The sequence below is a fragment of the Bosea vestrisii genome, assembly GCF_030144325.1.
Taxonomy (GTDB): domain Bacteria; phylum Pseudomonadota; class Alphaproteobacteria; order Rhizobiales; family Beijerinckiaceae; genus Allobosea; species Allobosea vestrisii_A.
The window spans coordinates 298,352-321,585 of sequence record NZ_CP126307.1; the positions used below are offsets into that span (position 1 = coordinate 298,352).

General features: G+C 60.6%; 19 protein-coding genes. 3 read left to right on the forward strand and 16 right to left on the reverse strand.

Going from position 1 to position 23,234, the window contains the following annotated elements:
* Nucleotides 1-156: 156 nt before the first annotated feature.
* The 16 genes from QO058_RS01450 to QO058_RS01520 form a co-directional block, all read right to left on the reverse strand.
* Nucleotides 157-939 carry a hypothetical protein gene (locus tag QO058_RS01450; protein WP_284169972.1) on the reverse strand — a complete coding sequence of 261 codons (783 nt, stop codon included), beginning with the start codon at nucleotides 937-939 and terminating at the stop codon, nucleotides 157-159.
* A gap of 114 nt (nucleotides 940-1,053) precedes the next feature.
* Nucleotides 1,054-1,779: an SH3 domain-containing protein gene (locus tag QO058_RS31315; RefSeq protein WP_432211998.1), complete on the reverse strand. Its 726-nt coding sequence runs from the start codon at nucleotides 1,777-1,779 to the stop codon at nucleotides 1,054-1,056.
* A gap of 795 nt (nucleotides 1,780-2,574) precedes the next feature.
* A complete protein-coding gene (locus tag QO058_RS01455; protein WP_284169973.1) occupies nucleotides 2,575-2,922 on the reverse strand; it encodes a hypothetical protein in 348 nt (115 codons plus the stop codon).
* 113 nt (nucleotides 2,923-3,035) lie between these two features.
* Entirely contained in the window at nucleotides 3,036-3,239 is a 204-nt protein-coding gene (locus tag QO058_RS01460; protein ID WP_284169974.1) for a hypothetical protein, read from the reverse strand.
* Between the two features lie 360 nt (nucleotides 3,240-3,599).
* Nucleotides 3,600-4,121 carry a hypothetical protein gene (locus QO058_RS01470; protein WP_284169976.1) on the reverse strand — a complete coding sequence of 174 codons (522 nt, stop codon included), beginning with the start codon at nucleotides 4,119-4,121 and terminating at the stop codon, nucleotides 3,600-3,602.
* A 142-nt stretch (nucleotides 4,122-4,263) separates the two neighbouring features.
* Complete coding sequence (locus QO058_RS01475) at nucleotides 4,264-7,992, reverse strand: hypothetical protein (RefSeq protein ID WP_284169977.1); 3,729 nt, start codon at nucleotides 7,990-7,992, stop codon at nucleotides 4,264-4,266.
* Between the two features lie 1,061 nt (nucleotides 7,993-9,053).
* Nucleotides 9,054-9,569: a ribonuclease H family protein gene (locus QO058_RS01480; protein ID WP_284169978.1), complete on the reverse strand. Its 516-nt coding sequence runs from the start codon at nucleotides 9,567-9,569 to the stop codon at nucleotides 9,054-9,056.
* Nucleotides 9,562-10,398 (reverse strand): hypothetical protein, encoded by an 837-nt coding sequence (locus QO058_RS01485; protein ID WP_284169979.1) that lies wholly within the window; start codon nucleotides 10,396-10,398, stop codon nucleotides 9,562-9,564. Before QO058_RS01485 ends, QO058_RS01480 begins: the two co-directional genes overlap by 8 nt.
* A gap of 762 nt (nucleotides 10,399-11,160) precedes the next feature.
* Nucleotides 11,161-11,493 carry a hypothetical protein gene (locus tag QO058_RS01490; protein ID WP_284169980.1) on the reverse strand — a complete coding sequence of 111 codons (333 nt, stop codon included), beginning with the start codon at nucleotides 11,491-11,493 and terminating at the stop codon, nucleotides 11,161-11,163.
* 1,035 nt (nucleotides 11,494-12,528) lie between these two features.
* On the reverse strand, nucleotides 12,529-12,678 hold the full coding sequence (locus QO058_RS01495; protein ID WP_284169981.1) for a hypothetical protein: 150 nt from the start codon (nucleotides 12,676-12,678) through the stop codon (nucleotides 12,529-12,531).
* 224 nt (nucleotides 12,679-12,902) lie between these two features.
* Complete coding sequence (locus tag QO058_RS01500) at nucleotides 12,903-13,454, reverse strand: recombinase family protein (protein WP_284169982.1); 552 nt, start codon at nucleotides 13,452-13,454, stop codon at nucleotides 12,903-12,905.
* 161 nt (nucleotides 13,455-13,615) lie between these two features.
* Entirely contained in the window at nucleotides 13,616-14,143 is a 528-nt protein-coding gene (locus QO058_RS01505) for a hypothetical protein (protein ID WP_284169983.1), read from the reverse strand.
* Nucleotides 14,144-14,762: 619 nt separating this feature from the next.
* The gene (locus QO058_RS01510; RefSeq protein ID WP_284169984.1) at nucleotides 14,763-15,149 is read right to left on the reverse strand and encodes a hypothetical protein; all 387 of its coding nucleotides are present in this window, start codon (nucleotides 15,147-15,149) and stop codon (nucleotides 14,763-14,765) included.
* Nucleotides 15,118-15,570, reverse strand: a complete 453-nt coding sequence (locus QO058_RS31320; RefSeq protein WP_432211999.1) for an HNH endonuclease — start codon at nucleotides 15,568-15,570, stop codon at nucleotides 15,118-15,120. Before QO058_RS31320 ends, QO058_RS01510 begins: the two co-directional genes overlap by 32 nt.
* Before the next feature lie 72 nt (nucleotides 15,571-15,642).
* Nucleotides 15,643-16,596, reverse strand: coding sequence for a DUF4238 domain-containing protein (locus tag QO058_RS01515; protein WP_284169985.1), 954 nt, complete (start codon nucleotides 16,594-16,596; stop codon nucleotides 15,643-15,645).
* Nucleotides 16,593-18,263: a site-specific integrase gene (locus QO058_RS01520; protein ID WP_284169986.1), complete on the reverse strand. Its 1,671-nt coding sequence runs from the start codon at nucleotides 18,261-18,263 to the stop codon at nucleotides 16,593-16,595. Before QO058_RS01520 ends, QO058_RS01515 begins: the two co-directional genes overlap by 4 nt.
* Nucleotides 18,264-18,523: 260 nt before the next feature.
* Here QO058_RS01520 and QO058_RS01525 point away from each other — a divergent pair, with 260 nt between their 5' ends.
* The 3 genes from QO058_RS01525 (at nucleotide 18,524) to QO058_RS01535 (ending at nucleotide 23,135) form a co-directional block, all read left to right on the forward strand.
* Nucleotides 18,524-19,765 (forward strand): tyrosine-type recombinase/integrase, encoded by a 1,242-nt coding sequence (locus tag QO058_RS01525; RefSeq protein ID WP_284169987.1) that lies wholly within the window; start codon nucleotides 18,524-18,526, stop codon nucleotides 19,763-19,765.
* A gap of 148 nt (nucleotides 19,766-19,913) precedes the next feature.
* Complete coding sequence (locus QO058_RS01530; protein ID WP_284169988.1) at nucleotides 19,914-20,171, forward strand: helix-turn-helix transcriptional regulator; 258 nt, start codon at nucleotides 19,914-19,916, stop codon at nucleotides 20,169-20,171.
* A 201-nt stretch (nucleotides 20,172-20,372) separates the two neighbouring features.
* Nucleotides 20,373-23,135: a hypothetical protein gene (locus QO058_RS01535; RefSeq protein WP_284169989.1), complete on the forward strand. Its 2,763-nt coding sequence runs from the start codon at nucleotides 20,373-20,375 to the stop codon at nucleotides 23,133-23,135.
* Nucleotides 23,136-23,234 lie beyond the last annotated feature (99 nt).

Consider the following 23,234-nt stretch of genomic DNA (forward strand, 5'->3'; position numbering starts at 1 on the left):
CCGAAGTGGCTCATTTAATGGGGCATCTTCTGGCGGAAGGGGTGGGACAGGGTCCGCCATCCGCCACGCTTTTGATTTTGCTAAGTAATTTGACGTCTCAGACTGTTGCCGGTGTAGCAGTTGGGTGTGGCAATCGCAAGCGCCAGATTGCCTTTCCTATGCCCCGAATATGTCCTTCAAGACTGCCCGAATGGCTGCGGTCGCCGCTGGGATGCCGATTTCTTTACCTAGTTGAACAAGCCGCTCTCCCCACCGCTTCAACTTAGCGTCGTCGGGCTGTGTCTTAGATGCCTCGTCTCTCAAAACATCGGCGACATCCTTGTAGGCATCCTTGTCCTGCTCAGCCAGTGCGCTGAACTCATCCGAGCGCAGCGCGGCGTCCAGTGCCTCGACCAGCATGTGATGCTGCTTCGTAAAAGCTGATTGAGAAAACGTGCCGAACCCCACCTGTTGTACGGCACCGGGGCTATGAGCTTGATTGAGCGCGATGCTAACGACGGGGTCCTTCTTCATTTTGCTGCTTCCCATCATACCGTGCGCGAAGTCATCTAGGAGCTGCGAGCGTAGCTCTTGAAGCAGGGTTTCAATACGTGCGACCTCACCAGCAACTGAATGCTCGGGCATGCCTAACCTCATACTCGCATCGCGGATATGCTGCATGATCAGACCGGAAGTCCGCTCTGCGTAAAAACCGAGGACGTTTGCCGGCTCTCCTTCATTCCGCTCTGTGAGGTTGTAGACAAATTGAGCAGCTTCCCGGAACTGTTCGCCAAATACCCGTAGTGTCTCCTGCCGGAACGACATCAAGGTATTTCCGCTACCCAGCATGCCTGCTGCGGAAGCCTTGCGCATCACGCCGTCAATTGCCGCTCTCACAAGTTCCGCAGTTTCGTACGTCCGGCGATTGACAGTGCGGCTCAGATACTCGCCGTCGTGCATAAGCGTTCTCCGCAAACTGGAGTAAACGACAGGTTAGCCGAACTTGCTCGCCTTCTATAGCTGTCCCTGAGCGCCCTTGGACACCCATATGACGGAGAGCCAAACTGCCGCAGCTCATCGACTACCGTTGGCCCGAAAGGCCGCTATCGCTCCCGGACTCACGTCACTTGGGTAGCAGAGCGGCGCTCGGCCCCCCGCCCGCGAATGGGCGCTTCGGGCACCGCATCGCCTCCCGGCTCTGTCCGTATTCTCAGGGCAGCGGCAGTTTCCAGAGTAGGAAGCGACATCGAGAGCAATGAGCCTCGCGATGATCGCTGCATCTGTCAGCACGTCGATCTTGGGAGGCGGCTTTGGTGTCGGCTTCTCTTCCACCTCGTCGCCGGGTGAGGGGCGCTTCGTCGTGAGCCGCCGCGTGCTCATCCATCCCTCAACGGCGCTGACCGGGTGGCGGACCTCAACCCATCCTTCACGCCTCGCCAGTTCCCCGACCTCCATCCCTGTCGGTAGCCTGTCCAATATCTTCGCCTTGCCGTCAGGGGCCGCGCGGAGAGGCACTTCCTTTCCGGCGACATAGAGGCTCCGTTTGATGGGCCGCTGAGTGGCTTCAGTTTTCGGGACGAAGCGATCTGTGAGCGGCTCAGAGAAGAGGCTTCGGGCTGATGCAGGAGGAGGGGTGCTCGGCGTAGTCGCAGCCGGTCTTACAGGCAATTCATGGGTGACAGCCGTAGGAGTTTGTCGAGCTGCCTGCGAGACAGGCGCAGGCGATTTCGTCTCCCCGCACTTCGCGAGGGCGAACACGCACGCTCCGATGACTAGCCACCCGCCTAGTTTCCGCCCCATCGCCCGTTCTCGGACTCCTTGGACGGACGCTAGGTCATCGTCTGAGCAACCTCAAGTTGGTCGGTGCGCCGTGCTGGTTGAGACCTTCCGGGCATCTGCGTCCGCTTGGATAGTAGCCTCGGTTAGGCACATGTCGAGGAAGTAGGCGAGCCCCGCGTAGCCTCCTGCCTTCGCGGCTTCCCGGAGGTTGGCTATGGGGTGGATGAAATCCTCGGCGGTGTAGGCGGGCGAAATGCGGGCAGGGGAGTGACTCTTTTCCATGCCTTGCCTCATCCAGCGACCGGGAACCTTCAGGAGCCCTACGGTAGCCTGAAGCGGCGAGCGGGTCTGTAGGGGGACCTGTAGCGAGTATGGCATGTTTGAAGGAGGAGGGAGCTCATTCTTCAACTTCCGCAATGGGTGGAAAGCTGACGTTGCTTACTTCCGTGAAATGCCATGGTAGGCTTCCGCATCTACGCCCAGCGCATAGCGCAGCTTGGCGTTTCTCGAAGGAGCGCGGGAGCAATGATGGAGGTTTTACTCCTCCTTGCCTTGGCGATTGTAGGTTTCTCGTTTCTCATTTGGGTGCCTGCGCTGTTCTTGGGGCCTAGAGGCAAGAGTCGTCACACGTTTGCGCTGATCATTGCGTTGAGTATCCCATTCGCAAGCTTCGCGTATGCGATGAATGGGCATAACGGTGTTGGCTTTGTCGCTCTCGTGGCAAGTCTATTATTAATAGTGAACTTCCCTAAGTAGTGTCCGCATTTATCAGGCGCCATCTCGCTATCGTCCGCAACGGGTCGGAAGCGGCATTGCTCAGCGTCTCGTGCGGTGCCGCTGCGCGGCATGCTCACGGCGCTTTATTTCGTCCACAACGTCCTTGATCTCACAATCTAGGACGAAAAGGTCACCCAAAGAGCGACCGTTCAAACCGTTCCAAGAGCCTCCATAAGCTAGGCCCATAATCCGATAGCAGATGCGGGCGTGCAAAGGGCCTCTGCCAAAGGGCATCGCGAGCCCGCTCTTGTAAAGCCAACGGTTTGCCCGGTCGCCTGCGTGCGATGCGAGCCATTCCCGGTAGGTGAGGCACTTCTCGAAATGAGAAGCGAGTTCATCATTCTGGAGTTTCGCGAGGTCGCCGCGCAGATTGATGCCAAGTCTCAAGCGGCTCTCCGCTGCTCAGGCTGAAAATCCTAGATTGCAGCTACGCGCATCTCAGATGATCGCCTAACGCATGCCGCGCCGCTAGTGTCTGTAAGGGATCGGAAGCAGTCACGCTACCCGAACTTCCTCACGCTCCATAGCTGTCCCTTCACGTATCCCTTGGACACCTTCCGATTGCTGTCCTGGGCAAGCACCTTCAGGTCATGTAGCAGGGCACTTATCGCGTCCCTCGGGTTGCCCTTGAACTCGTACAGGACCGCGTCAATCTCCGCTTCGGTGGTCTCCTCAACCGCCGCTGCCGGCTCCTCTCCTGCCATCGCTTGACTCCTGCTTGCGATCTGGTGTTCTAGGTATGTTCTCATATCGGAGAGATGGCAATGGGAAGCGTGACCTATTTCGTGGCGTTACCGTTTGGCCGAGATGAAGACGGCAATCTCTGCGCGGGGGAAGCCGTAGAGGCTCAATCAGAGCTAATCGCGAGGAGCCGAGCGGCCCGACTCGCCACCGCGCATGAGGGAGCGGTTGCGTTCTCCCGAACGGGCGATCCGGACTTGGGCGACTTTGAAGCGGCGGTCATTCTCGTCCAGTATGGGGAAGTACCGGCTGACGTTGCCGCCTATGTGTGGTGACCGACTTGGTAAGGACGATAGCCCGCGTCGAAAGCCGACGCTCGACGGTCAATGCTGACCATCGGCGTAATCGTTGAGGAACTTCATCAAGTTCTGCTCGATGGGTTGCTGGAGCGCCACTTCGAACTCGGGGCCCGCCATCCCGGTCCCGATCGTGTGCGTTTCCCACATTACAAGAGTTCCCGACCTAGGCCCTACGCCTTTGTCATCGCGCGGCAAGCTAACATGCGGCGAAGCTCTAACCGCGACGTACACAGCGGTGACGCCGCCAGACTTCGGGATCGTCGTAGACAGATAGAGCACCAAATCGAGCGGGTTGCCGGACACCTTCCGCTTGTCCAGCACGCGCTGGAAGGGGTCGGACGAGGCCACAGTCAGTGGTGCGCCAGATTGCCTCGCCAAAATGCGCACTCGCTGTGTCGCCCACGAGCAGAGGTTTTCTGCGGTTCTGTCGCTATTTCCCGCGATCTCGCAATGAAAAGCTAGGCCCGTCCATCCGCCGAACTGTTGCTTTAGCCAGCTGCGCTTATGGTCCTCCTGAGCATCCGTGCCGGAGGTGGCGAACAGCACCGCGCATACTCCGATCAGTCGCAAGCTCCAAGCCATCGCGCTCCCTCCAAAGGCGCGAGCATGCCTTTCGACGTGGCCGCTGAAAAAGAGGCCCCACCCGGAGTGATCCGAGTAGGGCCGTTTAGATGAATGTGAAGTGACTTCAGTTTTGCTTGGGCTGCTGCACGAGCGCCCGAGCCCTCGCGATCTGGCCCTTGGTGATTTCCTGAGCGAGGTCAGGCATCTCCTTCTTCAGAGCCTCCATCGCCATCATGCGGAAGCCCCCAAGGACGATCTTCAGGTGCCCTATACGGGACCCGTCGAGGTCCTCTTCCTCATCGCCGTCCGTCATCATGTCCTGATAGGCGCGGCTGGCGATCTCAGCGGCGAGCATCTCATGGACGTTCATGCCGCCCATCTTCACCTCCCCGGTCAGTTCCAAGTAGCGGTCGTAAGCTGTCTTGCCAGTGATCGGGCTACGGTAGTCGAGGAGGTCAACGCCCTCGTGGGTGGTCGGCGGGTGCGTGAACCCCTTGTCGCCAATGAGCGCCAGCCGCGCCATCTCGTCCTTCACGTCCTCGCGGGGACTCGCCTTCCACTCTTTGGTGGTCGGCTGTTCCTTCCCGGTGTGGACGCCAGCGACGATGGGTGACAGCCAGCCCGGCCCGTAGGTCGGGGGCGGAGTGACCGGCTCGCCGAGGATGTTTCGCACGGGGTCGAGGTCTTGAGAGAAGCCGGGGACCTTGCGCCGCACCGCGTCTATGGCTGACCGCGCCTCCCGCAAATACGGGTCGTCGTTCATCTTGGCGATGGCGTTCGGCGCGAACGAAGCCGCAAGGCTCTTGCCGAGCTTCTCCGCGTTCCTGTCGGGACTCGTCAGGGCGTCGAGGAACTCCGTAAGACCCTGAAGGTAGGACTTGGAGCTGAGCTGCTTCAACGTGACCACCATGGCCTTGCCGGCCGTCTCCCACATGTCATCGTTCGACATGCCGCCAGCCAACTCGGTGTAATCCGCAGCCATCCCGAGGAACCCCGCGAAAGGGTCCATACGGGCGAAGCTGACATAGGCGGTCGAGCCGTCGTCCTTCTGAACCCGCATCGAATACGGACGCCAGCCGGTGGCCTCCAGCAACTTGCGCTGCTTCGGGTCCTGCGGGCCGGCCCCGGTGAGGGAGCCTTCAGTCGCCAGCGCAACCGCGCCGCCCCAAAGCATGCCACCCATCGCCATCTTCGCCTTCGCGTCGGCCTGCGCTTGGACACCACGGGCTCCTGAAAGAGCGTCGTAGTATTCCTTGCGGCCCAAGTTCAGGACCGGCGTGCGATCCCAAGCGAACCGCAGGAGGTTCGTCGGGGTCCTGATGAACGGCATGATGACCCGCATAGACGGGTGGTTGCCCGCGAACTTCTGGAGGTCCTCGCCGATGGTCGGCTTGTTGAACCAAGTCGCCGCCTTCAGGTCCTTCGTGAAGGTGCTCTCGCGGGCGTACTCCAGAGCGTCCGGGTTCATAGCCCGGCCGACATCGTCAACGCTTTCGTCCAGGCGCTTCGATACGATCTGTCCGAAGGTGGTGAAGTCGCCGGATTTCCACGAGCCTTCCTGCATGGCCTCGCGGTACGCCTGAGCCCGAACCTCGCCGCGATAGCTGATCTGCTTCACGAACTCGTCCATCGACATCATCGAGCGGCCGGGCAAGTTCACCAGCGTTCCGAGGGCATCCGCGACCATGGCGACGGTCGAGTTCTGGATGTTAAAGGCTTCTGAAGGCGGGCGCTTGTAGCTCATGTTCTCCATAACTCGAGAACGGCCGGGGTCGAGCTGCGGGGCGTTGAGACGGAACGCCTTGGCCGCCATGCTGATGCCGTCCTTCACGGACGCCACCATAGTCCCGTACTGGATCGCAGCTTCCGCCATCTGAGCCCGGCCCTCCGGAGTGGAGTAGCGGGTCGCCCCAGCAAGGAACTTCTCGGCCGGGCGGAGCGCAGCGGTCATCGTAGAGGACACGAGATTGACCGTCTGCGTCGTGAGGGCGGAGAGCATGCCGTTGGTGCGGAAGGAGATGACTGCGTTGACGAGGTTCTCGGCGAACCCGCCACGGATGATGGTCGAGACGGCCTTGGTGTTGAGCGACCCGTCAGCGTTCTTCCCAGCCGCTGCGATGTCCCCTGCCATCGCCCTCAAGCGATCCTCGCCGGCTCCCCGCAGGCTCTCCATATCGAGGTCTGCAAGTGCCCCTGCACGGTTCTTCGCGGTGATCTTCATCGCATTCAGCGAACGCGCGATCTGCGTCTGCTGGCCCCGGTAGTAGGCTTGGATGTTGGCGGCCACCTCGTAGTTCTTGATGAACGCCTCGGTGACCTCCTGCCGGTTCTTGTAGGGGCCGACGCCGCCGAGAGGATCGTGATAGATCGCGGCGATGTCGGTGAGCTTCGTATAGGCCGTGGTGAGCACGTCCCGATACATGAGCATGGTGGCCGGGAGGTTCTGAAGCTCCCCTGCCGTCTTCCCGATCTGCTGCATCAGGGCCGTTGAGTTGGTCCCGACGATGTCCGCCAGCTCGTCGGCCTGAGCCTTGAGCATGTCGTTGGTAAGGACATCGGCCCCGCCGCGCTGCTTGGCAATCGCATCGGCGTACATTCGCTGCGTCGCCGACATGACGGCGTTAAGGTCGTCGCCGTTCTCGATCAGGTCCGTGCGGATGCCTGAGAGGTTCCGGCCTTGGCCCCAAGCCTGTTCGGTGATCGTCAGCTCCACGCTCTCGCGCAGGGCCTTCTCGTCCACCTTGATCGGCGCTTCGGGAGCCGTGACGTTGTCGTTCAAGGGCTTCGGACCTGCCTCTTCGGTGACCTTCGCGGATGCCTCTGCAGAGTCCTTGGGGGCCTCCTTGGCGGGCGCTTCAGGGTTGGCGTTGGGGTCGGCCTTGTTGTCGTTGACAGGCTTTGCAGCGGCCTCCTCCGGCTCTGGAGCGCGGTCCTTCGAAAGGTCCGGCTCCTCCGGCTTGAAGCCTGACTGCTCCAAGTCATCGAACGCCTTGACCGCCCCCTCTCGGTCGCCCGCCCGCATTGCCTTGATGCCCTTGACGACGTGGATCAAGCCCTCCGCCGCCATGCCAATGCCGAGACCTTCAGCCGCGTTCTTCAGTCGGCCGATGGCTTGGGTGTCATCCGGCCGGGCGGCGAGGAACTGAGTGACCGGATCGCGGAGGTTGGTGTGCGTCTCGATCAGGTTCGACAGGCGCTCCTCATAGGGGTCGAAGGAGAGCATATCGACCAGAGCGCCACGGCCCGCACCTTGAGCGACCGCGCCGCCGACAGTCGGGGCCGCGACCATGCCGGCCGCCTTCAGGAAGCGCCCGCCCGTGTAGTAGGCGGAAGCGAACTGAGTGACCTCTTTGACGAGACCTCCGGTGACGGTGGTGGCCTTCGGGGTGACTGCGGTATCCAGCGGGAGGGCCAGCGGGTTCGCTGCTCCGCTGACGATGCCGGGCGCGATGCCCGACATGTCAAAGAGGTTCTCGTGCACCCACTTCACGGCGGGCTGCGTCACGAGGCCGTACATGGCCCCGGAGGTTTCGTTGATCGCCGAAGCGACGCCCCGGTTTACCTGTCCGGGGATTTCGAGGATGCCCCCGCCGATATCCTTGGCGACCTTGCCGGCTGTGGCGAGGGGACCGCTGGAGGGCTCTGCGGGAGCGATGAGTGACTGGCCGGAGCTTTCGAGGGCCAACAGCTCGTCAACGAGCGGGTCGTCTCCCGGCTTATATCGCGCGGCAGGGGACTCTTGAGTGGGGGGAGGGGCGATGAGCGATTGGCCGGAGGCTTCGAGAGCGTCCAGCTCGTCAAGCAATGCGTCTTCGCCCGGCGCGATGCGCTGGGGTGTTGTGGTGTCTGCCATGTTGGCTTGAGGCTTTCTGTGAGGGGATGTTGGCTTGGGCCGCTGAAGCGGGCGTTAGCCGGAGAACTGCCGGAAACTCGGCAGGTTTGACGGGATGGTGAGTGAAGACGGGGCGAAGCCCCTGCCGGCTGGGACTAGGCCGAAACCGGCTCAGGTTCCGGGATTTCCTGCTGGTGTCCGTAGAAGGGTTTGAGCCCATTCGGAAGGGCCAGAGGGGGCAGGCGACGGCCGTGCAACGCCGGGCTTCGGAACGGCTTCCGCCGCTGCAATCTAGGCACTTTTCGCGGATCGTCCTCAGGATGGGCCTAGGCTCATGGCCGAAGGTTCGAAGCTCGGAAACCGTCAAGTCTTTGGGGTTTCTGCCGATCAGGAAGCCTTCCACGGGGTCGGCTTCCATCGCAGCGGTCAGGTCGGAGTAGAGGTGTTGGGACAAGGGGTCTTTCGGGGTTGGGGGAATGAAAAAGCCCGCCGAGCTGGGGAGCCGGGCGGGTGTGGACAACAGTTGGAAAGGTGAAGTGATTTCAGAATTGCTGACGAGCTGTGTTGCTGCGTACGATCGCCCCCCGCATCGGGAGAGGACGCCGCCATTTTGCGTTGGATTTCGAGTTTAGCGACAGCACTGTCAGCCGTTGTGGCTGTTGGGCTGTTGATTGTCGTGGCGGGCCTTATTCCGGCGAGGTTAGGCAGTCAGTGGACGGGCCAAGGTGAGCCGGACTATGAGAAGGTCTCTTCCGAACTAGCGAGGTATCGAGCGATATTCAGAGGCCGGTCACCTTCAATAGGCGATCAGCTAGACCTCTCTGGACTCAACAACGGAGACTGGCGTACGGCCTGTCTTGTGGGGGCTACAACAACTACATCAGAGTGATCAAGGAGCGCGACCCGGTCGATTGGACGTTGGAAGTGCGAGGATTTGTTGACGAGTTCGAGATGGCGCTCGCTTACGTCGATACAGCAGGCAATCCACACGTGATGCACTTTAGAGAGGGCATTGGCTCGGATGGGCAGCACTTCAAGAAGTGCATTTCTAAGCCGGATACAGCTTTATCCCTCGCATGGTCCTAAACGACCTTGAGTGCGGCCTTCTTGGCTTCTGACTTCGCCAGCCCATCGACCTCTTCATTTTGGATGTTACCTGCGTGGCCCCTGGTCCAAACCCACTTGAGCTTGGCGGGCTTCTCCGACAGCTCCACGAGCTGAAGCCAAAGGTCGAGGTTCTTGACCTGCTTATTGTCCGACCCGCGCCAGCCGTTCCGTTTCCAGCCGAAGCGCCACTCCGTCATGCCCTTGATGACAAGCTGAGAGTCCCCGACCATCGTGACGAAGGCTCCCGGCCGGATGGCTTCAAGGGCCTTGATGGCGGCTGTGAGTTCCGCGCGGTTGTTCGTCGTGTCGGGCAGGGGGCCTTTCAGGATTTTGCGGGAGCCTGTCAGGGTGTTGACGAGGATCGCTGCATATCCGCCTGGGCCGGGATTGCCGAGACAGGAGCCGTCGAAGTGGACGGTGATTTCTCGATGAGGCAGGGCTTCAGAGCCAGTTGGTGATTGCTCATCGATTTGGGCGAGTAACTCACTCATCGTTCTCGTCCTTCGGAAGGATCCACACTCGGTGGTGCCTTTGAGCTGGCGACATCCGATGAAGAGTTGGGGCGTACCTGAGAAGCTCAACAATGGTGAAGTTCGGATCAGTCGGCTTCACCCAGCGCCGACTGAAATCCGGGGTGTAAAGTGCTTGAGTAATGTATCCATCAGGCAGGACCTCACTGTCTGACCACTTGATGGCTTCGACAGGCGCGGTGCAGCTTCGACCCCGAGGTGGGACTCTGTCCCCGACCATCCGCTTTGCCCAATATAGCGGCCGCTCTTTCCGACGCTGGCAAGCCGCTCGCTGTGCTTTGCGGGCTTTGCTGTACCGCGTGACCAATGCAGGTGTGACCTCAAGGATGGTCGCTACGGTCTTGAGCATCAGTTGCGGGTAGTGGTCGAGCACCCAACAGGTGAGCTGTCGGGTATCGAGCGGCTCCTGACGGGTCGCCTTGAAGGCGGTGAGGGCGCTCCTGACGTCGCCGACCTCATCATCCTTCCGACACTCCTTCTCATAGTCGGCTCTTGCTTCGTGCCATCCTTGGTTGATGACGGCTTGCCCATGGGGGCTGAACACGTCGAAGGGGTATCCGGACTTGGGCTTGTCATGGCGGAGGCCAACCCCCGCCTCTACGAGGCTTCGGGGAAGTCGGAAGCGGACGCCCTCCTTAGCGAGGATGCCCATGTGATGAAGAATGAGACGGGTGGTCTTGGGACCGACCCCGTACCGTTCGCCGAGTTCGGTGGTCGTGATCCACTCTCCGATGGACTTGGTCTCTAGCCGGCCGGTGGCGCGGTCGAGGACCTCTTGCTGGTATTGCATGGTCGGTCTCCAATGGGCCGGAGGCCCTGAGAATGAGAAAACCCGCCACTGAGGGCGGGTCGGTGAAGTGACTTCAGGTTGGGTCAGCTAAGTCGGCTAGGTTCGCCAGCCGGCTCCCGAGCGGGCCTGCGGGCGTCTGTCGTCTCTGCCGTAGCGGGGCTTGGTCTCTGAGACTTTGCGGGTGGTCAGGTTCAGGCGGCGAAGGTCGGTGTGGTCGCCGCTGACATATGAGACGCGCACTGAGCGATCCTGTGGGGACGTGAGCCCGAGGATGATACGGGCAACTCGGGCATGGCCGCGAGCTTTTGCATAGGTCGTGACGTATCCGAGGTGGAGATACCAATTTGGGGAGAAGCCTGCGGCAAGCACCCGCTCATGGTCTTGAGGTGAGATGCGGGCGAGCCTGTCAGAGTTCGCGAGGGGAACGCGGAGGAAGAGCTGTCCGGTTCGGTCATCAGTGGTTGTGTCGGGTGGCCGGAGGGCCTCGTAAGGCATCGGCATGGGTCTCCTGTAGTTGTGTATGAGGCTAAAGCGACGGATGAGAGAAAGGTGGAGCGGAGCTTCACAAGTGAAGTCACTCCACTTTTGGCTCCGTATAGGTTATGGTGGCCCCTAATCGGCTAAGTGGGCCGCGAGGACCGCGCCGTATTAGCTATAGGCGCAACCTAATCGACCTGAAGCGACGGCGCGGCGGGCAGCGGGAAGGCGGACGTAGCTAAGGGTGCAACCCAATCGACCTGCCGCATAGGCTAAAGGTGGCCCCTAATTACCCAATAGCACCTCAATCTCCGCTGCAACGCCCCTGCCGTACTCCGTCAGGCTCACCACAAGCACGCCCTTCTCCTTCCGGGTCCGGACCAACAGCGCATCCTCCATGAGTACGATGTTCCGATAGCCGCTGCCGGCTCCCATCGTCAGCGCCTTCTCCAGCTCCGGCTTCGCTATCTCTCCCCGGCAGGCGACCAGCACGAACGCTGCGGCCGACCTCATCTCCCATCGGTCGTGGATTTGGTTGAGCCGCTGGAGGACCTGAAGGAGCCGGGCGAGGGGCGGGAGGGCGCGGGCAGGTTTCGTCCTGGGGGAATGCGTCGTCATGGGCAGTTCTTCTGGCAGTAGCTCGGCCGGCTCCCCTCCGGTTGGTCAGGGCCGCAAAGGCTCATGGCATGTCGGATCGTGTCCTTTTGGCTGGGGGAGTAGATCAGCACGACGAGGACCCCGAGGACGAAGGTGATGGCGGGCATTTGAGTGGCTCCCTGCGGTGGGAACAGAGACAGGAAGGCCGGAGTGGATTGCTCCGCCCCGGCCGTGTAGGCATCCGAAAAGTGAAGTGACTTCAGAGTTCGGGGAGGAGGGCTCGGCTGCGCTCCGGAACCCAACCCAAGGGCTTCGCGATGAGGGACTTGAAGACACCTCCGAAGGCACATGCGGAAACCGTCGCGAGGATCAGGGTAGGGACCGCGAGGGTCAGCCACGCGGTCTGGTTCCATATCAGCGGGTCCTCGCCGCACCCGCTGTTATCCACGCGGGGACGATCCACGGTGACAAACAGGCGTCCGGCGCGAAGGCAAAAAGCGCGGATGGGGCCATCGCCTTTGACCTCTTGCCCGTCTTCGCAAGTGTCGCCTTCCCGGTGGATGTCGAGATGGAAGAACGGGAGCCAATAACGTCGGGTATCCTCTCGCGAGGCATACGCTTCTCCGACGCAAGGAATGCAGAGATACTGAGAGAAAGAGATGCTGTTGCTAGAGGTTGTCACGGTCGGTCCCCGGAAAGGCAGCCTTATGGCTACACTTTCATGAGTCCTTGTCCGCTTCCGGTCTAATCAGTTTTTTGACTCGATCAGACACCATCGAGTCATTTCTGTGATGTGTCCGGGAGTGGGTAACTCCTCAGGCAGGACGGCTGGCAGGGTCTTCCGGGTACGATGGTAGCGGGCAGGGGTGTGCAGGAGCTCCAGCCCCGGAGGCGTGTAGCGGGAAACGGCATGTGGCCGGGCAGGGCGCCCTAGGGAAACCTGCCGAGTTTGCCGGGGTTTCCGTGAAGGGGCTAGAAGGCAGACCTTCGGGGGGCCGGCAGCGGGGCGCTCGGACACCTTGCGGTATTCGGCCGGTTCCTGCGGACGCGGCGAGCCTACCAGAAGCCCGCCGCACGGCCGATGCCGTAGCCGACGATGCCGAGGAAGATGGCGAGCACGCCGTAGCCAGAGCCTTGCGCTTCAAACCAAGGGCCGAGCCTGAAGCTCAGCCGATGCGGGCTTTCCTGTTTTCGGGGGCTGGGCATTGGGGCGGTCCTCTCAGCAAGAAAAAGCGATGAGGAACCCGAAGGCAGCAATCTAAGCAGGCCGGTTTCTAAGGGGGTTGTCAATCTCGGCGCCGCGCCGCCGCTTAGAGCATGCGACGGGTGAACTATTCTAAGCGTCTGAAACCGTTGGCCGCTGTGCTGATTTTTTTTATGGTTTTGGGCCGCCTTATCCACAGTTCGACGCCGTTGCGTCATGCTCGCGTTTAAACGGACCCAGCGTTTAAGATGCGATGGACCTGCATCCGGCTTACCCCAAGCTCCTTCGCAATCTCCGTAGGACCCTTGCCGGCCGTCTTCAGGCTCCGCACCTTGTCTGCGTCAATCCTGCGCTTCCCGCCTGTGTAGACCCCGGCCTCCTTCGCTTTGGCGATACCGTCCCGCTGGCGGGCTTTGATGAAGCCCCGCTCCATCTCTGCGACCATCCCGAGGACCGTGAGCACGATCCTGCCGGTGTCGCCTTTGGTGGACACGTGGGGCTCCAGGACGGTGAGGCTGGCACCCTTCAGGTCGCACTCATGGACGATGTTTAGGACATCCCGAGTTGAGCGGCCGAGCCTGTCGAGCCGCGTGACCATCAGTTCATCGCCGGGGCGGAGGAAGTCGAGGATGGCGGCAAGCTCGTCACGGCCATCCCGGCTTGCGGCACTGACCTTCTCTTTGCGGATGGTCGTGCAGCCTTCGGCTTTCAGCCGTTCAACCTGCCCCTCATAGTCTTGGTCCGTGGTCGAGACGCGGGCGTATCCGATCTTCGTCATGGTAGGGCCTTTATGTAACATCATGGTCTAGACGTGTGACGCTTGACGTAACAAATGGCTGATGTCAACCCTGATGTGACGCGCTGGGCGTAACATGTGGGAGTCACGGCAGGGTGTACCCTGATGTATCAGTTTCGATGAATGCCGAGGGCCACTTCGCGTCAAGCAGACGACGCGATGCCAATCGTGATCCCGCCGCCCGGAATGTCCTGTCGCACGTTGATGCGGGCGTGACGCGGCTGGCTATGTAACGACTTCACGCCGACCGAAAGAGTAACTGAACGCGCATTACGGAGGAGCGCGCGCTTATATAAAAACGAGTACGAGCCTGTCTCCCCCGGCAAAATAGCTGCAACCGTAGTCGGGATAGGCATCTTCATGTTTCCACCTGTGGCCGGCCCGGCCTCATCGAGTGTAGGGGCGTCCAGCAACAGGTCTTGCTTCTTTCCAGCCGGCACTTCGACAACGTCAACGGATACCGAGACGAGCCGAATGGGTATCAGTGACAAATTGCGGAGATAGATCGTGGCTTGCCAAACGTGCGGGCTGGCTGTTGGCAGCAGTTCGAGCCACGCTTTCGGCCGTGATGCGTCAATCCCACGCCAAAGCGCCAAGCCTGCAATAGCAAAGCTGCCCAACGAAACTGCGAGGGCGGCGTAGGCAGCGATCTCTGATCTTGTCCAGTCCACCAGAACGGCCCCAATTGCTGAAGTCTGTTGGGACAATCTAAATCGAAAAGCTCGCATCAGAACAGGGCACAAAACAAAACAGCCCCGTAGGACGCCGGCAGGCTCCGTGATGGCGGCCTACAGGTAACGCGAGGGGACCACGGGGGAAATCGGGAAGCGGCCGGAGAGGGGAGGGCTTTGAGATTTTGGCGGCCGATTATCCGCGAGTTCAATCGCACTCTACCGACGCTAACCTTAGACTCGCCAAGGGCACGGTTGGGCGTTCGCCCACGATGCCGAGTAGAGGTCGGTCACCGTTGACCGCGAAGGAGTGCGGGAGCTACTGTGGCGGGGAATGCAGCTCGGCAGAAATGGCGGCTTTCATTCGCGGCGGAGCTGGAACGGCGCTGTTGCTTCATCTCGGGGTCTTCGTTTGTCTCTCGGTTCACATCGATTTTCACGCGGAGGTTTCCATGAGCGCAGTCGTCTATCTCGGCTATGATTTCTTCACGGCTCTGGGGACCCTAAAGGGTTGAAGTAACATCGTCTGTTTTAGGCCAAAGCGAAACACTGTCGTCTTGTCGAGAGTAGCCGCCCCACCAGATTGAAGGCCCTGGCCCCGCGTCGGGGCCTTTCGTTATCAGGACGCCTTGCCAGCAATGACGAGGTATTTCGGAAGCGACCTATCAGCGAACATGTGGATTTCGACCGCGACGTGCTGGCTTCCCCAAAAGTCAGAAAGGCGGATCTCGTGAAGATCAGCACCTTTGGGGGCGTCACCAAAGAGGCCGCCGACATAGTGACCGAGATGCATCGGCGGTTTCCCGAGGATGATGTTCAGTAGGTAAGGTTCGAAGTTGCCATAGCCGAGTTCCGCGACCGCATAGCCGTGGGCGATTTTGGCCAGCATCCTGCCGAGATCGGCGCTATCGCCTGGGGTGCGAAGCGATACTCCCTTCTGCGCCGCGTGCTTTTTTGAGAGGCGTCCTAACCGCTCAGAAAACTCGGGAAGCTGGCTGATGACCACCCCTTCCGGAAAAGCTTTCGTTCGGCGGCTGGTTCACAATGATCCCGGGAGGATCAAACGCGAAGGTGATGAGTAGCGGCGGAAAATCCGCCACCGCAACCTTGACTGGCTTCTCGTCTATGTCCGCATCGAAGGTTTCGGGGACCTTGGCCTTAGCATTTCGATTTCGCTGTGGAAGCCTGAGCGCGCGTCTCGCCGGACGGAAGAGCTGGCCGGCACAACGACCTTCGAAAGCATGCGTTTCTCGCGCACAATCATCACAGCTCGCTGTGGGTAGCAGGAGAGCTCCGCCGAAGCTCTCGGGGATGATGTGCTCGTCGGTCAGCCGCCCCGCAGTGGTGCCGCAGTAGATGCAAGTTCCGACTGGAGCATAGCGGTGGTGCCGACTCATACGAGTTGAGGGGCGAGTGACGACCGTCATCCTAACTCTCTAGAGCATTCACTAGGGCGCGGAGCACGCGCGCAACTAGGAAAGCCGCTTCGGGCTTCTAAATCAAACATCCGAAGACGCGCCTGATACTAAGGGCACAGCCTCGCGACGCCGGCGAATGACGCTCTCCATGAGCCGTGGCTGGGGAACCCTGCCGAAGCGGTTCCGGACAAATCGAAGTTGACTGTCGTCCACGCCGTAAACGAAACGAACCGCCGACTGAACAACATGTCTGTTGACCTCCTTGACCAGCACGATGCGGGGCGCGCGCAACAAATGCTCGAGAAGCGCAGCATCATGAGAGGCGATAAAGAGCAGGCGTGGGCTAATCGGCAGAGCCAGATGCCCGCCGCGTTGTGCAAGCCCGTTTGTCCGAATGACTGGGCGGTCAGAAGTCAGGAAGGTCGGGCCATCGTCCGAACCTTCAAGTACCCGCCAGTGCATGTCGTTGATCTTGCCCCCCGCGCCCGCGTTGTCCACGAGCGAGTAGAGGATTTCAAACTGATGGCGCTCGATCTGAGAGATCGGCCGCGCTGCGAGATACTGCGAGAATGTCTCCGGAGCATCCGATGATCGCTGCGCCCGGTATTGCGCTTCCAAGGCATCGTCTGTACGGCCGAAGTCTTCGCGCCACCACTCCCGAAAGCCCGCGATGTCTTCAGGGCATCGAAGCAGCAGCGACAGCACGAACCGTGTCCACGCTGACCGCGAGTGGCTATCCCACGGGGCGCGATGCCCGTAACGCTCAAGCAGGTCGAGGGAGTCCGCAGCCCAGCCATCAACGGGCTTAAAGAACTTCTCCTCCACCTGCTGGGCGAGCGCAGGCTCGTAACCTTCAAGCTCGTAAAGCCGCTTCTCAAAACCGGTGGCATCGGGCGCGCGCCTTTTTACCGCTATCTCGATGTGCGGCCGAGAGTATTCACAGAGCCTCCCATCGGGGCCCTTCCACCGGCTCAGGTAAAAGGCAGGGATGTAGTGATGCTTGATAGGAGGATTGTCGGATTTCGGTCCGGTCATTTCGATTTCTCGGCATGAAGGTGCCGCAAGCTCAAGTCTGCGAACTCGACCTTCCCCACATACTCTGCGAGGTACGGCGGCTCCAATCCGCTCCCGTAGTCGTCGTCAGTTCCCTGACTCGCCCAACCACCAAGCGCCTGCACGACATCCCGAGGCGTCTTCGCGCGCCTCAGAGCATCCCTGTAGGAGTGCCTGAAGGAGTGGAAAGTGATCTTCGTGGTCTTCACGCCAGCCTTGTCGAGGAACCGCGCGAACCACTTGGAGAACTGCGAGTAGTAGCCGTGGGCATCCTTAGCGATTTCGGGGAACAGCCGGGTCCGCTTGGCCTTCCGGGCGTCCTCCACGAACTCCAGAAAGCCGATGCGCTTCAGCTCAAGGTGTAACGGGACATAGCGCCGGCCTGCCGCCGTCTTGATCCTCTTGCGGTCGGCGGTGTCCATATCGGTTGGCAGCTCGTCGCTAAGCAGCAGGACGCTGACACCTTCGATAACCTGCACGTCCGCCACGTGAAGCTGGCAAGCCTCGCTGAGTCGGAGACCATGGAATAGCGAGAGAAGCGGGACCCAAAAGCGCCCGCGCCTCGGACGGTTCGGGCCGGGCTTGGCGTAGCCGCTCTCGTCGTCTTTGCAGCCTGTGTATAGAGGCGACTGAAAGAGTTTCGGCAGAGCGTCGGCCGGAAACGAGTCTCGCTTCTTTCCGGCAGGGACCGGGTCGTGGACCGACAGTCCCTTTGCAGGGTTCCGCTCGATCCGCCACGTCTCCTGTCCCCAGTTAAAGAGGGCTGCGAGATTGTTGAGGTAGTTGTTCACGGTGCCTGGACCCAGCACGGGCGCACCGTCTTTCGCTCCCAACTCTACGGCCATCAGCAAAGGCGTGTCCGGGTATTTCTTGCGGGCGTTGCTCGGGAGCATTTGAAGGACATCACGCACCCGCTCGCAGTCCGCCCGCGTGATGTCGCGAGCCGGCTTGCTCTCGCCAACGATCTCCGCGAGGGCGTCGAAAACGATGGTGTAGGTCATGAGCGTCTTGGAGTTCCGGCTTGCTGCCGGATCGCTCAGGTACGCTTTGATGAGTTCCCGTAGGGTCGGGCCGGTATCCGCAGGGGTGGGGGCAGGGGGCGTGTCTACCGGGTCCCCGGCTTGCCGCTGAGCGACGGCGTCAAGGTGCCTGACGAACTCCCGCAGCATCCTGTTGAGCACCTCGCGATAGACCGGAGCCTGATGGTCGAGCTTGTGACCATTGCTCACCAGCCAATCGTCAAACTCATCGCGGAACGGCTCGACATTCCCACGGGCAGCATTCTTGCGGGCTTCGGGCGATACGATGTCGAACGATTGCTCCTTCGCCTCAAACTCCCGATCAGAGAGCTGTTGGCTGCGGTGCTCCTCGTCCTCTGCCATCAGTTCGTGGAAGTACGCCGCTGCAATCCCGTCTATTTCGCTACGGGTAAGGCTGGCCTTCGGCGGTTCGCTGAGTCGCTTCCGCAGCTCTGCCATCTCGGCATCAAATCGCACGCTTTCCACCCGCACCTTGAGCTTTGCATCAGCAAGCTCCTTCGTGCCGAGTGATTTCCAGCGGTCCCCGGCCTTGAAGAGGTGCTGCAAATCAGCGGGGTACTTGGCTCGAAAATAGTACGTCGCTTCTCGCTTCAGGAGGCGCTCTGGCATCTCGTCTCCGCCCCCGGTGTAGCAGTCCGGTGTAGCAGTTGAGGGATTTTTTCCCTGAGACGCCATATACTTAGAGCAAAACCAACGAGTTAGCGGTGTGATGGCGGAAGGGGTGGCTATCCGCCGTGGTTCCCACACGTTCCCAAGCGTATCCTAAATCAGCCTAAGCAATTGAAATCAAATGGAGTTATTCTCCTTGCTCGTTCCCATTTGTTCCCATAGATTGGCAATCTAATTTGGGGGCTAGATAGGGGGCTGGGATGGCAAGATCAATAAATCGACTGAGCGCGCAGGCGGTGGCGAAGGAGACCAAGCCCGGCGCTTACCTCGATGGTCAGGGGCTTTATCTCCGCGTTGGGTCGTCGGGAAGCAAGTCGTGGCTCTTCTGCTTCATGCTAGCTGGCCGGTCGCGGGAGATGGGGCTCGGGAGCGCCGATCTCTTCAGCCTGAAGGAGGCGCGGGAGAAGGCGCATGCAGCCCGACAGAAGGTGCATGCCGGGATTGACCCTATCGAGGAGCGCAACGCCGCCAAGGCCGCCCTGCGCGCCGATGCCGCCAAATCCCTCTGCTTCAAGGAGGCTGCCGAGCGCTTCATCAAGGCGAATGAGGCGGGGTGGAAGAGCGGCAAGCATGCAGCGCAATGGACGGCGACCCTGATGACCTATGCTTATCCGCTGATAGGAAGCTTGCCTGTCGATAAGGTCGAAACCGCCCATATCATTCAAGTTCTTGATCCGATTTGGACCGAGAAGACAGAGACCGCAGTGCGCCTTCGCGGCCGCATGGAGCAGGTCCTCGACTGGGCGAAGGTTCGCGGCTTCCGCGCGGGCGAAAATCCGGCCCGATGGAAAGGCCACCTCGATAAATCGTTTCCTGCTCGATCCAAGGTGGCGAGGGTCAAGCATCGCGAAGCCCTGCCATACGCCGACATGCCGGACTTCATGGCTCGGCTGCGAAACAACGACAGCATCAGCGCGCGAGCCCTTGAGTTCGCTATTCTAACTGCAGCGCGAACGGGCGAGATCATAGGAGCCACCGAGGGAGAAATTGATATGAAGGCCGGCGCCTGGACGATCCCGGCGGAACGCATGAAAGGTGGCAAAGAGCATCAGGTTCCGCTTTGCCCCCGCGCCCTCGAAATTCTAAAAACGGTCCCACGCGAAAAGGGCAGCCCCTTCCTGTTTAGCGGCGCCCGCAAGGGAAGGGGCCTATCAAACATGGCAATGCTGGCCCTCCTGCAAGGCATAGATGGCTGCGCTGATCTGACCGTGCATGGCTTCCGCTCATCCTTCCGCGACTGGGCCGGCGACATGAGCAACTTCCCGCGCGAGGTCATCGAGGCGGCACTCGCCCATTCGCTGAAGGGCGTGGAGGCGGCCTATCGGCGCGGCGATGCCCTAGCGAAGCGGCGCAAGCTGATGGATGCCTGGGCCGGCTATTGCGCGCAGCCCGCGCGCGCAGCGGGCGGCAATGTCCATGCGATCCGGGGCGGAGCGGTCTGAATTATCATTCCCAAGCGCTTTTGAGGGCTTGCAATGATTCGGCGCGATCCCTAACACCAAAATTGGAGTCACCACACTCACCTAGGCCCGCCGCCGCAAGGGGGCTGCCGGCCTGCCCCGCCAAAGATGCGGGTGATGGAGCGTGGCCGTGACTCGTTCTCACAATACCCTAGCGCCGACAGGAGATCGTTTCCTCCGTCGCCCCGATGTCGAGGCCATGACTGGCCTCGGGACCTCAACCCTTTACCGCTACATCAACAGTGGCATCTTCCCCCGTCCGCTGGTGCTCGGCCCGAAGGCCGTCGCTTGGCGAGAAAGCGCCGTTCAAGCCTGGATGGCCTCGCGGGAAGTTTCGCCGCTCGGCCTCGAAGTCAGGTCGCCTGCGGCTTTTACCGAGGTGGCGTGATGAGCGATGCACCGGGCGGGGCAACTCATCCTGATCTCTCCTCAGTATATAACGCTGCCTTCACAGCCTGAATAAATGAAAAGGCCCCGCGATGATCGCGAGGCCCCGTCAGCGCAGCAATATTATCCATCATCAGCAGGCGGATACTATAGCTATCCTTGGCGGCTATCAATATAAAATCATGCTCAGGGATTAATTGCTATGTCTGCCGTAGCTAATGCGCACAGACGCTCCGCATCCGACGAGCGAATTGAATTCATAACGCTAAATCGAAAGCTTTGGCTGTCCGAACTTCCAAAAGATTTTCATGCTACCAGCATGTATGCCGGCTACGACAAGGATAAGAAGCCGCAGAACCTGAAGCTGCTCGCGCAGATAGGCAGAACGCGACCGGTTGGAAACGATGACGTGGAAAATCTGGTGTCATTCGAGGACGCCATGGCTGAGCTGGACAAACATCCTGATCTGATTCTCGGCCTTGCGGTGGCAATGCGGGCAGAGTTCGGTTTCGTTGCGCTGGATCTGGATGACCCGGAGAAGGAGTATCAAAGGCGCTTAGCGCTTGGCAAAGAGCCTGAACCGGAGCTTCAGGCAAAACGCGACAAGCAGCTTAAGTGCAACCTGCTCATCGTGAAGACTTTTCGCGAGGCCGGCGCGCTTGTCATGCTGTCGCAGTCAGGCCGGGGCGCGCATATTTTCTTTCGGATCACGCTTCCGGATTGCAAATATCTCCACAACGGCAAGTTTGCGTTCTGCGGCCAGCTGATCGCCCACTCCGGCTATGTCTATATCACCGGCGAGCAATATCCCACGAGGCGCTTTGGCGCCGAGGACACGCTTCCCGACCTTACGGAGACTTTCACAGAGATTTTCGAGGGGCTGAAAGCAAGCGGCGACTTTGCGCAGTCGAAGAGCGCCGCTGGAACGGACGAAAGCGGTGCGAAATTCGAAGTCGGGTCGAGCACCGATTATGGCCGCCAGCTTGACCTCTCAGATGATGAGGTGATCGCGCAGGCCAAGCTTCGGGATAAGAGCGAGCATGATTGCTATGCGATCTTGGCCGGTGGCAAGCTCGTGCCGACGCCGAGGGGAACGCCAAGCGCCTCGATGGCGCTGACACATGCGATCAGCATTCTTGATCGCATATCCGGCAATCCAGCGCAGATCGAGCGCATCGTCATGGCGAGCGCTATCGCCAGGCATCCGCCCCCGCCCGGCTCCCGCGAAAGCCGGGCGCAAAAGTGCTTGCGGCTTCTTCCGGGCATCCTCCGCTCGAAGCGCGCCGGCTATGATGCATATCGCGCCGCGAAGGCAGCGGAAGCCCGCGCCCTCGATCAAGCAGTCGATCTTAGCGGCTGGGACAGCCGCCCGTTGCCCGATGCTGTGCCGGCGGATGATCGCTGCGCCGGGCTTGGCCCCGAAGCGGCGGCGGCCCTGCGCCTGCTGGAGGCCATGCAGGCAGGAGGCGCGGTCGAGGTTGAGGAGGGGGAGGATGCGCCGCAGCAGCTCCAAGGCGGCGCCCGATTGCGGGAGATCAGGCGCAGGCTGCTCGCATGCGTGTCGTCCTCAAGCCCGGAAAGCTCGCCATGGATGTCGCGCCTAGTCGACGCCAATTGCGAGGCCATGAAGCTGCCCTTTCGGAAGTTTGCGCTCCTGTCGACTATCGCGTTCATGGGCGGGCTCCTCGGCAGGAAGTACAAGACCGAGTGCGGGCTATCGGCGGCGCAGAGCTTCGTACTGGTCGCGCCATCTGGGACAGGCAAGGGCCTAGCGCTCGGCTATTGGCCGAAGAAATTCAGAGCGGCCCGGAACCCCCGCCGCATGCGGAAGGGCCACGTCATAAATGGCTCGATCTCCTCACCTGAGGCGCTACATGGTGATGTGCAGCACACGGGAACGACGATCCATTATCGGGCCGATGCCGGCAGCGATCTCAAAGCTATCGCGAAGCCGATGAGCACCAAGGCCGAGGAGCTGCGCGACCGGATTTATGAGTTCTATGACGCCTCAGGCCTTGGCGAGCCCGCGATGTTTCCGCCGTCATCAATATCGGGCAGGAAGCGCGGCGATAGGCCAATTAAGGCCGCCCAATTCTGTGCAATTTGGTCAACGACCCCGACGATCTTCACATCGGTTTATTCGAGCGAGTTCCTGGCCTCGGGCGGCGGGCAACGCTTTCTGATCTCGTTCCATGACGCGCATGGCGGCGACCCGATCCCGGATGATGAAGTCGAGACGCGGCTGCCGGATGATATTCGGAAATGGCTCTCGCGGCTGCTCGATGACATCAACGATCTCGATACCGCATACTTTAAGGCCAGCAACGCGGAGTATCCCACAGATGACGCTTCCGCGCCTGATTTCGATGAGGCCGAAAGAGAAGCCAAACGCGCCGCCGCGCTGACCGTCAGCGTGAAGTATGATGTCGCGGCGAAGGCTGCGGCTTGGCGGCTGGATCAGGCTGTCGCCGCCCTGATGCGAGAGGTCAACGGCAAACGCCTTCCTGCCCATTATGCGATGTTCGGCCGCGTGGTGATGTCGGCAAAGCGCCTCGCCCTCATCAGCGCGGTGCTGCGCGATCGGGAAAGGCCACTGATTGGCGAGGCGGATATTGCCTGGGGGCTGGCCTTCGCGCTCGACTGTTTCGTTTCTCTCGCTGCGTCATTTGATCGGGGCGATAGCGGCGATGCCACTGATGGGACGCGGGAAAGCGCAATCTCCGAGTGGTTCGAGCGCAGCAAGAAATCCAGAGAGATCAAGCACGGGAAGCGCGTCATCCAGGATGGATGGGTTCCATTCTGGTGGCTGAAGGATCGGGCTCAGAACAACAATGCGTTCAAAGAGCGGAATAAGGGCTCAGATGAGCTGTTGCTGAAGGCGCTTGAGATGATGGTTCGAGGTGGCCAGTTGGAGAAGTCGGCGGGGGAAAAAGGTGCATTGAAATTCAAGATGGTTGGGGAGTGATAGGGCGGAAGAATGGGTTGGCATGTGGTTACAGGATTGGGGCTGGCCGGAAAAATTATCAGGGTCGGGGGATTGGGGGACAGGTTTTTGGGGTCTCCC

Excerpts from the sequence above, each read along its gene's own strand:
- QO058_RS01450 (WP_284169972.1), bottom strand. The coding sequence starts at position 939 with ATGCACGACGGCGAGTATCTGAGCCGCACTGTCAATCGCCGGACGTAC.
- QO058_RS31315 (WP_432211998.1), bottom strand. The coding sequence starts at position 1,779 with ATGGGGCGGAAACTAGGCGGGTGGCTAGTCATCGGAGCGTGCGTGTTC.
- QO058_RS01460 (WP_284169974.1), bottom strand. The coding sequence starts at position 3,239 with ATGGCAGGAGAGGAGCCGGCAGCGGCGGTTGAGGAGACCACCGAAGCG.
- QO058_RS01475 (WP_284169977.1), bottom strand. The coding sequence starts at position 7,992 with ATGGCAGACACCACAACACCCCAGCGCATCGCGCCGGGCGAAGACGCA.
- QO058_RS01480 (WP_284169978.1), bottom strand. The coding sequence starts at position 9,569 with ATGAGTGAGTTACTCGCCCAAATCGATGAGCAATCACCAACTGGCTCT.
- QO058_RS01485 (WP_284169979.1), bottom strand. The coding sequence starts at position 10,398 with ATGCAATACCAGCAAGAGGTCCTCGACCGCGCCACCGGCCGGCTAGAG.
- QO058_RS01490 (WP_284169980.1), bottom strand. The coding sequence starts at position 11,493 with ATGACGACGCATTCCCCCAGGACGAAACCTGCCCGCGCCCTCCCGCCC.
- QO058_RS01495 (WP_284169981.1), bottom strand. The coding sequence starts at position 12,678 with ATGCCCAGCCCCCGAAAACAGGAAAGCCCGCATCGGCTGAGCTTCAGG.
- QO058_RS01500 (WP_284169982.1), bottom strand. The coding sequence starts at position 13,454 with ATGACGAAGATCGGATACGCCCGCGTCTCGACCACGGACCAAGACTAT.
- QO058_RS31320 (WP_432211999.1), bottom strand. The coding sequence starts at position 15,570 with ATGACGGTCGTCACTCGCCCCTCAACTCGTATGAGTCGGCACCACCGC.
- QO058_RS01515 (WP_284169985.1), bottom strand. The coding sequence starts at position 16,596 with ATGACCGGACCGAAATCCGACAATCCTCCTATCAAGCATCACTACATC.
- QO058_RS01520 (WP_284169986.1), bottom strand. The coding sequence starts at position 18,263 with ATGCCAGAGCGCCTCCTGAAGCGAGAAGCGACGTACTATTTTCGAGCC.
- QO058_RS01525 (WP_284169987.1), top strand. The coding sequence starts at position 18,524 with ATGGCAAGATCAATAAATCGACTGAGCGCGCAGGCGGTGGCGAAGGAG.
- QO058_RS01535 (WP_284169989.1), top strand. The coding sequence starts at position 20,373 with ATGTCTGCCGTAGCTAATGCGCACAGACGCTCCGCATCCGACGAGCGA.